This window comes from Dictyobacter kobayashii (assembly GCF_003967555.1).
In the GTDB taxonomy this organism is placed as follows: Bacteria; Chloroflexota; Ktedonobacteria; order Ktedonobacterales; family Ktedonobacteraceae; genus Dictyobacter; species Dictyobacter kobayashii.
Genome location: NZ_BIFS01000002.1, coordinates 1,712,361 through 1,726,705 on the forward strand (window position 1 = coordinate 1,712,361; position 14,345 = coordinate 1,726,705).

The following is a 14,345-nucleotide window of genomic DNA, read 5'->3' on the forward strand; positions in this document are numbered from 1 at the left end:
CCTGAATTTTCTGTCTTTTTATTCCATGCTGTATCTTTATATGTCATTATATGGCCTGAACTAAAAAAGTGTACGCAAAAAATATGATTTACAGGTTGAATGGTTTGTTTTATAGTGTTGTTAAAGTCAATATTTCATAGAAAGAATTATGATATTGCTCCTGGTTTGGGGAAAAGGGAGAGGTCCACGGCATTATCCTGGCCGGATAGGGTCGTGGGTCGGGGTGGTAAGGGATGAAGTTGCTGACTACTTATCTAGTGCTGGTGTATACGCGCTGTCTGCCTATCTGCCCCAGGCCGCTGCAGCGATTGATCTACGTTATTGACAGGCGAGCTTGTGATCCGGATGCCGAAAAGTATTTCAGGCGTGTCCGGGATCTAGCGATTGCGTGGCCGCTACTCCTGCGCAATGCATGTGGCCTCTTTTTGTTGTATGCTAGCCTGCTCGGGGTGAGCGCCTATGGGTTTGCCTTCAGCTTGCACGGTGGACCCGGACTGGAGCGATACTTTTTTCCAGCCCTGGCTGTGATGTTTTTCTGTTCTGCCTGGCGCTTGATCTGGCCCGCGACTAGCCGTGCTGAGCGCATTGTCCTGCTCTGTTTGCTGGGCAGTAGTTGCTATCTCCTGAAAATTATGATCAGCCCCCTTCACTTCTCATTTGCTGATGAAATTTTGCACTGGAATACTACGAATGCATTACTCAAGACTGGTCAGCTCTTTCAGGATCATCGGCCCATACCAGTTAGCCCGTATTATGCTGGCCTCGAAATAGTTACAGCCGCGTTTTCCTCGCTCAGCGGCTTGAGCTCTTTTACTTCCGGTCTGGTCGTGATCGGTTGCAGCCGCCTGGTGCTTATTTTGTCCCTTTTCTTGTTGAATGAGCAATTGTTTAAGTCCAGCCGGATCGCCAGCCTGGCCACACTATTTTATATGGCTAATCCACACTTTTTTTTCTTTGATGCGCAGTATGGGAGTGAGTCATTGGCATTGCCCCTGATCACTCTGATACTCTGGCTGCTGGAGTCTCACCAGATCCTAAGTGCGGCGGGTCTGGAGCCGAGTAAAATCAGCCGTTCTAACGTGGCGTTGTTAGTTTCCTATCGTAAAGATCTGAGGCAGCGCCTGACCGGTATTGTCGTGTTAACGATCCTGCTACTGCTCGGTCTGACGTTTACCCATTACGCCAGCGACTTTTTCCTAATCATATTTCTCTTCATCTGGACCTTAGAATATAGTTGGCAACACCCTGGTGCCATATGGCGTTCTAGCCTGTTATATATAGTCTTAATCGCTATTATTCTGGCCTTGATTAATGCATTTCTGGTTATGAATCCAGTGCGGGGCGGCTTATTTAGTCTTAGCGGTGGAACTGCACACAGGCTTGTCGTTATAGTGCAGGGAGCCGGCAAAACACAACCTTTGTTTGTCGGGTATTCAGGTCGGCTGCCACCGCCCTGGCTGCGTTTTCTCCCCTTCGCCGCGCAGTTCTTGATAATGGGCTGTTTTCCTTTTGGTTTGTTCTGCCTGCTCAAGCGCCACAACCAGCAGGCGCTCGGACGCGCGTTTGGCTGGGCCGCTTTATGCTATCTTTTAAGCCAGATGCTTCATTTTATTGGTTCAAGTTCAGAGCTAACAGATCAGGCGATGGCTTTTCTCTTTATCCCTGTGGCTTCATTGCTGGCGCTGGCTACTGTTCAGTTACTGCCGATTCATCGGCTGAGCAAGTTGCAAATAACCGGCATGGCTGCTTTGATAATGCTTATCCTGCTGGGCGGGGCGCTATCTGAGTGGATCAACCCGATTTTGCAGGGGCATTTTTAAGCTTGAAGAACTTGCAACTTATGGCAGAGGAGCGTTGAGCCATGCGTCTTAAAAACCTGGATGTGTTATTGCTTTTAGTGGTAGTGGTGGCCAATGTTTTTGATGTCTGGCTGGTTACGCCGCTGCCTGCCATTGGAGGTGTACTGGCACTGCCATTGGTTTTTATCTGCCCCGGTTATGTGCTGGCAGAACTTATGTTTAAGCAGCAGCAACTGGATCTACCTCAGCGTTTGCTGCTGAGTATTGGTGGCAGCCTGGCTCTAGATATAATGGGAGGCCTGCTCTTAAATAGCTTACCGGGAGGCCTTAAAGCCCATTCCTGGATATTATGGCTGTGTTTAGTGAGCTTGCTTGGCTCAGGACTACTTATGCATATCCGGCGTGATCAAAGCGCCTCCGAGTATCCAGAATTGCATCCAGGTGGCATACTGGCCTATCTTTTCTGTGCTGGCCTGGCCCTGTTAGCGATTGTAATGATCATGCGTTACAATATCCACACCATGGCCGGCTTACATGTTTCCCCCTGATCGTGTTTACCCGGTAGAGAATAATTGTTTTCCGAATTATGCCCTCGAACAATTTCATGCGCACCTTTGGAATGTCAGCGGCAGATTTTTGACGCCATAGACAAAAGAACTGCTAACATGTTCGAGCGGGACATCCGAGACGCGTTGGAGGTCCTTAAAGCGCGCCAGCAGAATCTCAAGGGCAATCCTGGTCTCCAGGCGTGCCAATGATGAGCCAATACAGAAATGGATGCCATGCCCAAATCCAAGGTGGCGATTGGGGCTGCGATGGATATCAAAGACCTCTGGATTGATGAATTGAGTCTCATCCCGATTGGCTGAACCTAGAATCGGCGATACAATCTCACCGGCCTTAATGTGGTGCCCCCCGAACTGGGTATCGACTGTGGTTGCTCGGCGTAGACGCTGAATCGGTGTGCGATAGCGAATCACCTCCTCAATCGCGTCTGGAATAAGCTCGGGTTGTGCCCGTAACTCTTCAAAAACCGCGGGATGTTCAGTAAAGGTAAGCAGCGCGTTGCCGATCAAATTAGTTGAAGTTTCGTGACCGGCTACAAACAGCAGGCGGCAGAAGCTTAAAATCTCTGCATCGGTCAAATAAGTCCCTTCGATATGGGTGCTTACCAGGGCACTGATTAGATCATCCTGCGCCTGTTGCCGACGTTGGTCGACGATCTGCTGAAAGTAGGTATTCATCTCAATGACCGCCTGCTTCTTCGCCTGGCGCGCCGGGCTCACAATAATATCCGACCACAGCTTGAATTGTTTTTGATCTCGGGTAGGAACGCCTAATAATTCAGCAATAACTATAATTGGCAGAGGATTGGCCAGGTCACTGACAATGTCCATCTGACCCTGGTGCGCCACTTTATCTAGATGCGAATGTACAATTTCTCTAATGCGAGGGGCCAGATTGGCGATGGTACGAGGTGTGAAGGCTTGATTGATCAAAGAGCGCAGTTGGCGATGGCGGGGCGGATCGGTCCAAAGTAGCGTTCTGACCGTTGGCTGTGTCCTGGCAGCGGGCCGGCTACGAATAGATTGCTCTGAAGAGAAGAGCAATGGATCATTGATTACGCGTTGCACATCGCTATAGCGTGCAATAAACCAGCTATGAAATTCACGCGAATAGTAGACAGGATATTGTTCTCGCATTACCCGGTACCAGGGAAATGGATTGAGCGGGTCTGCTAGTATATGTGCAGTTAAGGATGCTTGCGATGCGGGTGGTTGCATAATGCTGCTTTCTTCCCTCTGGTAACAATATAGTGTGCCCGGCAGCAAATATTCTGCAACGCTGATGGGGCCAACCTATAGTGTAGCCGATCCAGGTGGTGAAAAGCAAAGTCGTATTCCCTTTATAACAGAGGATACGACTTTGTCGGCTAAGGCTTCTGGCTAAGATAGTGAGTCTAGCCTAGATCTTGTTCGAGCAGCCCGGCCAAATTTTCCAGCGCGGCGTCTGCATCTTCTCCATTCGTTTGGAGCAGTACCTGATCGCCTTTCAGGGCGCCCAGAGAAATGACCGAGAGAATAGATTTTCCATTGACTGTCTTGTCATTTTTTGAAAGTGAGATCTGGCTCTGAAAACTTTTTGCCTTTTGTACAAACATCGCAGCCGGGCGAGCATGTAAACCAGATTTGCTGCCCAGCGTGACCGTTCGTGCCGTCATAATATCTTCCTTTTTTATTAACGCAGCCATGTTTTGAGCACATAAAAGCCTGCCCAATCGAGCTAAGCTAGCGACTGAGCAGGCAGAAAGCCTTATACTTCCAGGACAAAGAGTACATCGCGACCAGCTTTTACTGCTCCGCTGGCTCGACTTACGATGGTACCGCCACCACTAGAGACCACAGGACTCAGCACAACCTTGCCTTCACCTTCGATTGTGGCGCGATTGAAGCGTACAATCGGGGTTCCAGCTTCTACATGTTGTCCTTCGGTCGCGATATTCTCAAAACCGGTACCATTCAGCTCGATTGTATCGAGGCCGATATGGACAATCAGCTCAACATCGCCAGCGACGATACCAAAGGCATGGCCACCAGGAAACAACTTTACCAGGTCTCCACTGATTGGAGCAAGCGCAAGCGCCCCAGATGGATCAATGGCTACGCCATCTCCTGCCATTTTCTGAGCGAATACTTCGTCAGGAACTTTCTCAAGTTCAACCACCGTACCATCAATTGGTGCGAGCACGTTAATCTTTGTCATAGTATATATTTACTTTCTAGTTAGACCTACACTTCAACATTATCCTCTTTACGGATACGATTGATGCGACTGGCAATGCGATCAGACTGTGTTCCCATTACGACCTGAACAATTTTGCCCTTTTTAATGACTCCGGAGGAGCCCAGGCTTTTCAGGCGTGGCTCGTCGATCTTATCTGCCTGGTTCACGAAGATACGTAGCCGTGTGATACATCCTTCCAGGCTCTCGATATTTTCTTTGCCACCCAGGGCGCTCAATACCTCACGAGCCAGGATCGTATCTTTGTCTTCTTCCACCTCAGTAGCGGCAGTGGCTTCCGTGTTCTTGCTGGCAGCAGGTCTGCGCTGCGACTCAGGCAAGATCCAATCAGCGGCCAGGCCAGTCGACTCCTCGCCACGTCCCGGTGTGCCCAGATTGAAGCGCACGATGAAGAAGCTAAAGACAAAGTAGTAGATGACCCCATAAATCACGCCAACCAGCAGCAGCAACCAGGGATTGCTGGTGTTCGACTTATTGAAGTTCAGTACAAGGTCGATCAGGCCAGCCGAGAAGCCGAAGCCGATCTTGATTTGCAGCAGATAACAGACGGCCAGTGCAGTACCTGTCAGGATAGCATGGACCACAAAGAGTACAGGTGCCACAAAGAGGAAAGCGAATTCGATAGGCTCGGTAATACCGGTCAGGAAAGATGTGAAGGCCGCCGAAAGCAGGATACCAGCGGCTACCTTTGGATATTTGGCATGGCGGATCATCGCTAAACAAGCCGCAGGGAGACCAAACATCATCATCGGGAAGAAGCCTGCCATGTAATATCCGGCAGAGGTATCACCAGCGAAGTAGCGGTTAAGATCACCGTGCACAATTGTTCCATCTGGACCTTTGAAGCTACCCAGTTGAAACCAGAAGTAAGAATTCAACACATGGTGTAGACCAGTTGGGATCAGCAGGCGGTTCAAGAAACCATAGATACCGGCACCCAGCGGGCCCAGCGAAAAGATGACCGCGCCAAATGCATTAATGCCACCATTGATCGGAGGCCATATAATGCCGAAAATAAGACCGAGTACAAGGGCTGCGAAGGCAGTAATAATAGGGACAAAGCGGCGACCACCGAAGAAGCCCAGATAGTCTGGCAAACGAATATCATGGAAGCGTTTATATAAGCCAGACGAAACCAGGCCAATCAAGATACCAGATAACACGCCCATCGATATGCTTGGATCTGGTGACAAAGTGCCATCGGCGGCTTTGACCTGAGGGATAATATTATTGAAGACCGCCGTAAAGACCAGGAAGCCAACCAGGGCCGCCAGGGCTGCAGAACCTTCCCCGCCTGAAAGGCCAACCGCAATACCAACCGCGAAAATAATAGGCAGGTTAGAGAAAATAGCATCTCCGGCCTTTGCCATCCAATCCCAGTGGATAATTCCCCAGTGGAACTGGCCTAGCATATCAGCTTGTCCCAGGCGTAACAGCAACGCTGCTGCTGGTAGAACGGCGATTGGAAGCATGAGTGAACGGCCTACACTCTGAAGTGCCCCAAGTACGCGATCCCGGTGCTGGTCGACGATGTATTGACTGAACTCATCGCAAGTTCTCCTCTACTAAAGAGCTACCAAAGGTTGCCCTTTGAAAATTGGGTGCAGCTATTTCGGCATGCGTCAATGCCGTCTACTTTAACTGCACGATGCGAGAACAAGTAAGGGTAGCGGAAAGTAAAAAGGAAGCTTAGCGCAGAGAGGTAATCTCTCTCCCTTTATTTCCGCAGGTACGAATATGAAATCTACCATTTAGAACTCATCAGGACATGTGGTTGACTTGACATAATTTTATCGCGTTTGAAGGCGGTAAGATGTGATAAGAAATAAATATTCAGCTCATCCATTTGGGAGCCGCAATGACATTCTCTGTCAAACAAGTTCTAAATAGCTCATGCAAATACTATAAAATCTTCCCCCTCAAATGTCAAGATGTCTAGACCACTAGATCACATGAATAAATCGTTTACGCTGCATATTATAGTTATTTTAACTATAGTGAGCTGGGAGGGAAGAGAAGTAGATTTGAGGGAGTGTTTTTGTCAGACGCCCACGGGCGTCTGACAAAAACATTAATCTTAACCTTTGACCGCGCCGGCTGTAAGTCCTGAGACGATACGGCGTTGTAGGAAGAGGACAATGATGACCAGGGGAATGGTCACGATAATGGCCGCGGCGGCCAGCTGTCCATATGCCACTACGTGCTCGGAATTGAAGCGCGTGATACCAACTGTAACTGGCTGTGCACTTTCGTCGCTCGTCAGGTTCAAGCCAAACAGGAAGTCATTCCAGACCGCAATGAATGAAAGGATCGCAGACGAGAAAATGCCTGGTGCGGTCAAGGGCATAATGACGTACCAGAGTGCTTTCAAGCGCGATGCTCCATCGATACGAGCGGCTTCTTCCAGATCCGGAGGCAGATCGCGGAAGAAAGAGGTCAGGAACCACACTACCAATGGAATATTCAACACCAGGTCCGAGATGATCAAGGCCCAGTAGGTGTTATACAGGTAGAGAGGACCTGTGAACAAGACGAACAGTGGTCCAATCAAGGCAATAAATGGAAACATCTGCACCGATAGCACTGTTGCCAGCACGATTGGTTTGCCACGGAACTTCATGCGACCCAGCGCATACGCACAGAGGATACCAAACAGCAAGGCCAGCACTGTGGTGACTGCTGCGATGATGGTACTGTTTCTCAGCGTTGGCAAGAAAAAGGTCGAATTGGTCAATACCTGGACATAGTTACTGAAATCAAATTGCTGCGGAAAAATGGTTGGTGGTGACTGATTAATCTCGAGACCATTTTTCACCGACGTTGCAAAAGTCCAGTAAAGTGGGGCCAGTGAAATAAACACAATGACCACCACCGCAATATAGCGGCCCACCTTACCCGCGGTCTCCATGCGTTTCTTGGCTGCTATGCGGGCGCGTGCCTGTACTATATGTTGTTGTGTCTCTGTTTTTTGCTCTGCTACTGCCATAGTCTTTTCCCTTCTCGTAAATTTATTGTTGCTCTTATGCAGAGCTTTTTAATCCACTTGCTTCAATGTATTGCCCATCAAGAAAACATAAATGATAAACATAAATGATACTGATGACAATACCGAAGAGAAAGACAATGACCGCGGCTGCCACGCCAGGTGTAAAATCGCTCGCTGTTCCACCAAACATAAAGTAGTTGGCATAGGTTGACATTGATTGTACTGAACGCTTGCCAAAGACATAGAACAGATCGAAGACGCGGAAGGCGTCCAGGGTACGGAACATTAAAGCGATAACCATAGGAGCGCGCAACAGCGGCAGGGTAATGCGCCAGAAGGATTGCCAGCGGGTACTACCATCTACGCCTGATGCCTCATAGAGTTCCATTGGGATTACCTGTAAGCCAGCCAGAATAAGCAAGGCCATAAATGGTGTTGTTTTCCAGACATCGGTAATCAACGCTGCGATAATGACGCCCGAGGTACTACCAATCAAAGTATCACCTGGTTTGAGCAGATGGGCCCATTGCAGGATAAAGGTAATAATACCGGTCTGGTCATTGTACATCAGGAACCACATCTGGGCCGAAACGACCGTTGGGAAGGCCCAGGGAACCAGAATAGCCGCACGCACCAGGCCACGACCTGGAAAGGTTTTATTGATCAGCAGGGCGATACAGAGTCCAAAGACGGTTTCGAGTGCTACGCTGACCACTGTGAAGATCACTGTATTGATAATCGAAGTCCGGAATTCGGGATCGGCCAGCACTCTGGCGAAGTTTGCCAGGCCAACAACCGCGGGTGCAGGAATAAATGGATTATCCAAAATGCTGATGCGCAGTGAATCCAGCATCGGATAAACTGCGACGACGAGGATGAGCAGAATGGTTGGAAACACCAGCAGATATGGCATGATTCCACTGCCATCTTTGTTACGTCCTCGTCGTGTTGGTGTTTTCTTGGTGCTTACTTCAGCTGTTTGTGTTGTCATAGTTCTCTTTCGCTTTACTTCAAAAAAGATAATAGAGGCCGTAGAACATCATTGATAGCATGTGCCCGATATCTTTGAGTCAGTGGTTAGAGGTCGAGTCCGGTTGATGAACCTGTAATGGAGTCTGGGCATGCCCAGACTCCATTGCCATCATTCATCAGAAGAACTACTTGGATGACACCACAGTTTGTAAGTCAGATGCAAGCTGCTTCAAGGCATCGGCAGGGGTTGCCTGCTTTTTCAGTGCCTGGTAGACGTTGCGCTGAATAGCATCAGAAACATCTACATATTTAGGCGAAACAGGGCGAGGCAGCGCATTTTGCAGGATGGGTTTTAGCTTACCAAACAGAGGCTGTTTGGATAATACATCCGGATCATCATAGATGCTCTGCAGGGTGACGGTGTAGCTTGCGCCAATGGCACCCTTCTTTTGAGCCTCAGGGCTCAGGGTATACTTAATGAATTCCCAGGAAGCATCCTGCTGCTGTGAGTATGCGTTGATGGCGATATTCCAACCACCGATAGCGGAGTGGCCAACAGACTCGCTACCACCATGTGGGAGGGAAGAGATATCAAATTTATTGGGAATCTTGGATTCCTGTGGGTTATTACTCTTCACGTAGGCATATGGCCAGTTACGCATGAAGGCCGCATTTCCCTGCTCCCAGGCTGCCAGCGACAGATCCTCTGTATAAGTGGTGGTGGCTGCAGGTGAAATGGTACCAACCCAGCTGGTCATCAGGGTCAGAGCTTGCAGAGCCTGTGGGCTGTTCACGGTTACCTTGGTAGCATCATTGGCATCCAGTACGGAACCGCCGAAGCCATAGAGTACCTCAACGAAGTCACAAACCAGTCCTTCGTATTGTGAACCCTGCCAGACATAGCCATATTTCACCTTGGAGGGTGAAACGCTTTTCGCTGAATTGGTCAGATCGTCCCAGGTAGAGGGAGGGGTCGGTACCAGATCTTTGCGATAATACAGCAGACCCAGGTCAGTACGGAAAGGAGCGGCCCACAGCTTGCCATTGTAGGTACAACCTTTGATTGGACCCTGTAAATATTTTGCACGCTCGGCGGCCGGCCATTTGCTATCATCGATAGGCACTGTCCATTGCTGCTGGGCAAACTGGGCTGGATATACAATATCGAGCGAGATAATATCGTTGGTATGGCTGCGTGCACGGAACATATTGTTGTATTTGGTCAACATGTCCTGTGTATTGGTTGGACCATTCAGCCAGGTAACGTGAATACCCTTTTGTTTGCCAATGCTGCTGTTAAATGTATCGACGATGTCTTTATAAGTATTTGTGGTGTCGTTATCGCTTTGCCAGACGATGTTGGTTGCAGCGCCATTACCACCAGTGCTGTTCGAGCTACCTCCACAGGCCTCTAACAGTGATACTGCGGCAGAACTGCTCAGTCCTATTACGGCTGCTCGCTGCATAAAGCTACGGCGAGTCAGACGGCCAGAGCGCATTTTATTAACCATTTCGTCGAGAGCTTGACGTTGCTCATGAATCATAATTAAGGAATCCTCCCTTGGATAGAATTAAACCTCGTATAAAAGCGGGCTTGATTTTTTACCTCTAACAGAAGAAAACACAGAAAAATTGCTTGAGGTTACAATTTTTGGCCTTTTTTACACAGAATATTTAATCTCCACAATTTTTTACTTTATTTATTGTTGAGATTAAGCGGAAAATTCAGCTATGCTCGTTAGTTGATGAGCCTATAGTTTGTTGGTAAACCTTTTATGCGAAAAAAAAGAGTTTAGTTGATGTGTGATTGTACCGAATCTCGAACAACTAGATGGACATCCAGGATGTGGCTCATGTGTATTGCGTCGGGATTGCTAACGCGGGATATTAATGTTTGTACACCTAGCGCACCCATTGCTTCTTTGTGCACATGCATTGTGGTAAGGGGAGGTGTGAGATGCTCTGCCAGATCAATATCGTCAAAGCCCATAATTGAAATATCTTGTGGTATATGTATGCCCAGGCCGCGTAACGTTTTAATGGCTTTACTGGCAACTGGATCATTAGTGCAAAATATGGCGGTGGGTGGCTCAGGTAATTCGATCAGGTGTGTACATATTTCTGCTATATCATGATAGCGTTGATAAATAATAGTGTTGTCAATAGCTATTCCCGCCGCAAGTAGCGCATCTTGATAGCCCTTTTGACGCCATGTAAATGAATGAATAGTATTAGCTGGATATGAATCTGTGCTGTATTCATTGATATAGGCGATGCGCCGATGGCCCTGTTGAATAAGATAGTGGGTGGCCTGTTTGGCCCCTTCATAATTATCAGATAAGATCGTATCGACCTTTTGGGTTAATCCTGACACGTAATTATCTATCAGGACCAGCGGCGTATTAACTTTCTGAATAGCCTGGACGGTGTTGATCTCCGAAGGACCAACCAGGAGAATTCCGTCAGCTTCCATTTCATGAATTTGCGCCTGTAGAATATAGGGAGAATCCTGGTGGGCTACCGTTTGATAGATGAGCTGGGTACTTGATTTGCGCGCCTCTATTTCCGCACCATGTAAAACCTGAGCCCAGAACGGATCGCTGAGGGCTGGCCGGTCATTAAATTCGCTGTAGCAGAGGAGGAAGCAGATTTTTTTGAGCTGTATATCTTTCTGCTTTGTTGGAGAGTGGCGGCTGGCTGCTTTGAAATAACCCAACTCTGCCGCAACCTGTAAAACACGTTGCCTGACTTCGTCATTGATATTGTGATGATTATTAAGTACCCTGGATACTGTTGCAATCGATACTTCTGCGCTCAGCGCAATATCTTTTACTGTTACCGAACGTGCCACCTATTCATCTCCCCCATGAAAATTTACAGAAAAAATACTCTTCTATTGATTGATACCATGTCGCTGACAAATTGTCAATGAATGCTCACCTATCCCTCAGTGTTTTGTAATGTTCGTCCAGAGATCACGAGCAAGCGATACGATGAACCTTCTTTCAGGTGTGGAGTGTATGGTGGGTGCCCGCAAGCTTGATATCCCCCACCTGCCACAGCTCAGAGGGGTCTTGCAGGTGTGGAGTGTGTGGTGGGTGCCCGCAGCTTGATATCCCCCACTTGCCACGGCTCAGAGGAGCCTTGCAGGTGTGGAGTGTATGGTGGGTGCCCGCAGCTTGATATCCCCCACTTGCCACGGCTCAGAGGGGCCTTGCAGGTGTGGAGTGTATGGTGGGTGCCCGCAAGCTTGATATCCCCCACCTGCCACAGCTCAGAGGGGTCTTGCAGGTGCGGAGTGTATGGTGGGTGCCCGCAGCTTGATATCCCCCACTTGCCACGGCTCAGAGGGGCCTTGCAGGTGTGGAGTGTGTGGTGGACGGCCGCAGCCGTCCACCACACACTCCACACTCCCAACCCGGCGCCGCAGGCGCCAAAGAGGAACATGAAAAGCCCTGAAAAAAACATGTTGAGCTTTACTAAGACCTTATCCGAAAACCAGTGATACAATACAGACAAAAAACGATGAGGTGAACAACGATGGTACGAACACGACCGTGGGAAGTCAGCGATGAACTGTGGGAACGCGTACGCCCCCTGATCCCAGAACGGCCGCCGCATCCCAAAGGCGGAAGGCCTGCAGCCGATGATCGCAAGATGTTTGCCGCCATCGTCTATGTGTTGCGAACCGGCATTCAATGGAACGCCCTGCCTCGTGAGTTGGGAGCATCCAGCACCGTCTATGACCGCTTCCGCGAGTGGGAAGCCCAAGGCGTCTTTGAGCGCTTGTGGCAGGCTGGCCTGCAACACTATGACGACTTGGTCGGCATCAGCTGGGACTGGCAGAGCGCCGACAGCTCGACCGTGAAAGCCCCTTTCGCCAGAGCCGCCGTCGGCCCCGCTCCCACCGATCGCGGCAAACAGGGAACCAAACGGAGCATTCTGTGTGATCGCCGTGGCTTGCCCCTGGCGCTGTGCATTGATGGGGCCAACCGCCATGATAGCAAGCTGCTTTTCTCCACCCTGGATGCTCTCGTCGCTGAACAACCAGAACCCACCGTGGAGCATCCTCAAAACCTGTGCTTGGATGCGGCGTATGATCATGAGGCAATCTATGGTGAGCTCTATGAACGAGGCTATGAACCACACGTGCGGCTCAACCGGAAGTACCACACGTGGTATCAGCCTCCCCAGGAAGAAGCCAACAGCCTGGAACCAGGAAAAACGCCGCGTCGATGGGTGGTCGAGCGCTTTTTCTCCTGGCTCAATCGGTGGCGCCGCTTGCTGGTCCGCTGGGAAAAGCTTGGTCAAACGTATCAAGCGTTCTTGCAGCTGGCTTGCGGACTCATTTGTTTTCAGTATGCTTCTCATCATTAGGTTTTCGGATAAGATCTAAGCTACTATTTTTCTGAAAATAACGCGTTTTACAACGCAAATTATTTACAGAAAAATAGTATTGACTTTTACAATAAAATCATTATGCTTAACTATATGCTTTACGATATCTTCGCTGTGTTCATTGATTGGAATGCGGGATGTATGTTTACTAAAGTAGCGTAGCTTATGTAAACTCGCCAGGCTTTTTGTTAGCTGATCGTTGAAGATGCGCTAAACGACGAAGGTAGGTTTTAAGATGCATGTAAATTACCCTTTTCATTCATCAGGTTAACGTCCTCATTTTCCCCCAACCCTTACTGTCATAGTGCGTGATTTTGTGGAAGCAATCAGAGAAACGATGTTTCTGATTGTAGTAGCTTTCTATGACTTTTGTTGCCTTTCAGTATACAAGGAGGTTGACTGAACGTGAGTACATCTGATGTCGAGGTTGCCAATGTAACATCCACGCCAACCACGAGTTCTCACAAGCAACTGCAACGGCGTAGCCGCAAGAATAGTCTTGAGGCACGCGAGGCGCGATCTTTCTGGCTATTGATCTCGCCCTGGGTGATTGGCTTTATTTTCTTTACCGGCGGTCCTGTTATTGCGTCGTTTATCTTGAGCTTCACTGATTACACTGGAACATCGACGGTGCCAAACTTTATCGGGTTGCAAAACTATGTGACCCTCTTTTCCGACTCGATTTTCTTGAAGTCGTTGGCCGTTACAGTGTATTACGTCGTGCTATCGGTGCCGCTGGCGCTCATTGGCTCACTCATGCTCGCGCTATTGCTCAATCAACGTGTGCGTTTCCTCGGTGTATTCCGAACCATCTATTACATCCCCACCGTCATTTCTGGTGTAGCCGTTTCCCTGCTCTGGCAGTGGATCTTCAATCCCGATCTGGGTATCGCCAACTATGTATTGAATTCCCTGCACCTGCCATCGAGCCTCTGGTTTCAGGATGAGAGCACTGTAATCCCTTCTTTTGTGATCATGAGCCTCTGGGGATTAGGCGGCCCGATGATCGTGTTCCTGGCGTCCCTCCAAAACATTCCTTCAGAACTTTATGAAGCGGCCGCCCTGGATGGTTCCAACGGCTGGAATAAGTTCCGCCATATTACTGTGCCAATGATCAGTCCAGCGATCTTGCTGAATCTGGTGACCGGTGTAATTGGCGCCTTCCAGGTCTTTGTCCAGGGGTATGTGATTACGCAGGGAGGCCCGAACTATGCTTCCGAATTTTACGTACTCTATCTTTTCAACAACGCATTCCAGTACTTTAAGTTTGGCTATGCAGCCAGTCAGGCGTGGATTCTGTTTGTTATTATCCTGGCGTTGACCATCGCATTGTTGCAGGCCAGCCGCCGCCTGGTGTACTACGAAGCTTAGTTAAAGAGGGAGTAACA

12 protein-coding genes are annotated in these 14,345 nt (G+C 49.0%); 4 read left to right on the forward strand and 8 right to left on the reverse strand.

Annotation, left to right across the window (positions count from 1 at the left end):
- Positions 1-233 precede the first annotated feature (233 nt).
- On the forward strand, positions 234-1,820 hold the full coding sequence (locus EL645_RS33935; RefSeq protein ID WP_126556877.1) for a hypothetical protein: 1,587 nt from the start codon (positions 234-236) through the stop codon (positions 1,818-1,820).
- A 41-nt stretch (positions 1,821-1,861) separates the two neighbouring features.
- Positions 1,862-2,347, forward strand: a complete 486-nt coding sequence (locus EL645_RS33940; protein WP_126556878.1) for a DUF8471 domain-containing protein — start codon at positions 1,862-1,864, stop codon at positions 2,345-2,347.
- Between the two features lie 54 nt (positions 2,348-2,401).
- Here the strand turns inward: EL645_RS33940 and EL645_RS33945 are convergent, their stop codons facing one another.
- The 8 genes from EL645_RS33945 to EL645_RS33980 all read right to left on the reverse strand — a co-directional run bounded on the left by EL645_RS33945 (position 2,402) and on the right by EL645_RS33980 (position 11,410).
- Complete coding sequence (locus EL645_RS33945) at positions 2,402-3,583, reverse strand: cytochrome P450 (protein WP_126556879.1); 1,182 nt, start codon at positions 3,581-3,583, stop codon at positions 2,402-2,404.
- A gap of 176 nt (positions 3,584-3,759) precedes the next feature.
- The gene (locus tag EL645_RS33950) at positions 3,760-4,020 is read right to left on the reverse strand and encodes an HPr family phosphocarrier protein (RefSeq protein WP_126556880.1); all 261 of its coding nucleotides are present in this window, start codon (positions 4,018-4,020) and stop codon (positions 3,760-3,762) included.
- A gap of 92 nt (positions 4,021-4,112) precedes the next feature.
- Positions 4,113-4,562 carry a PTS sugar transporter subunit IIA gene (locus EL645_RS33955; RefSeq protein ID WP_126556881.1) on the reverse strand — a complete coding sequence of 150 codons (450 nt, stop codon included), beginning with the start codon at positions 4,560-4,562 and terminating at the stop codon, positions 4,113-4,115.
- Between the two features lie 26 nt (positions 4,563-4,588).
- Positions 4,589-6,073: a PTS transporter subunit EIIC gene (locus tag EL645_RS33960; protein ID WP_126556882.1), complete on the reverse strand. Its 1,485-nt coding sequence runs from the start codon at positions 6,071-6,073 to the stop codon at positions 4,589-4,591.
- Between the two features lie 605 nt (positions 6,074-6,678).
- Positions 6,679-7,587 carry a carbohydrate ABC transporter permease gene (locus EL645_RS33965; protein WP_218032179.1) on the reverse strand — a complete coding sequence of 303 codons (909 nt, stop codon included), beginning with the start codon at positions 7,585-7,587 and terminating at the stop codon, positions 6,679-6,681.
- A 34-nt stretch (positions 7,588-7,621) separates the two neighbouring features.
- Positions 7,622-8,578 carry a carbohydrate ABC transporter permease gene (locus EL645_RS33970; RefSeq protein WP_126556883.1) on the reverse strand — a complete coding sequence of 319 codons (957 nt, stop codon included), beginning with the start codon at positions 8,576-8,578 and terminating at the stop codon, positions 7,622-7,624.
- Between the two features lie 166 nt (positions 8,579-8,744).
- The gene (locus tag EL645_RS33975) at positions 8,745-10,103 is read right to left on the reverse strand and encodes an ABC transporter substrate-binding protein (RefSeq protein ID WP_126556884.1); all 1,359 of its coding nucleotides are present in this window, start codon (positions 10,101-10,103) and stop codon (positions 8,745-8,747) included.
- Between the two features lie 248 nt (positions 10,104-10,351).
- Positions 10,352-11,410, reverse strand: coding sequence for a LacI family DNA-binding transcriptional regulator (locus EL645_RS33980; RefSeq protein ID WP_126556885.1), 1,059 nt, complete (start codon positions 11,408-11,410; stop codon positions 10,352-10,354).
- 689 nt (positions 11,411-12,099) lie between these two features.
- Between EL645_RS33980 and EL645_RS33985 the strand changes: the two genes are divergently transcribed.
- Both EL645_RS33985 and EL645_RS33990 read left to right on the forward strand, forming a co-directional pair.
- Positions 12,100-12,936 carry an IS5 family transposase gene (locus EL645_RS33985; RefSeq protein WP_126548740.1) on the forward strand — a complete coding sequence of 279 codons (837 nt, stop codon included), beginning with the start codon at positions 12,100-12,102 and terminating at the stop codon, positions 12,934-12,936.
- A gap of 426 nt (positions 12,937-13,362) precedes the next feature.
- On the forward strand, positions 13,363-14,328 hold the full coding sequence (locus tag EL645_RS33990) for a carbohydrate ABC transporter permease (RefSeq protein ID WP_218032180.1): 966 nt from the start codon (positions 13,363-13,365) through the stop codon (positions 14,326-14,328).
- Positions 14,329-14,345 lie beyond the last annotated feature (17 nt).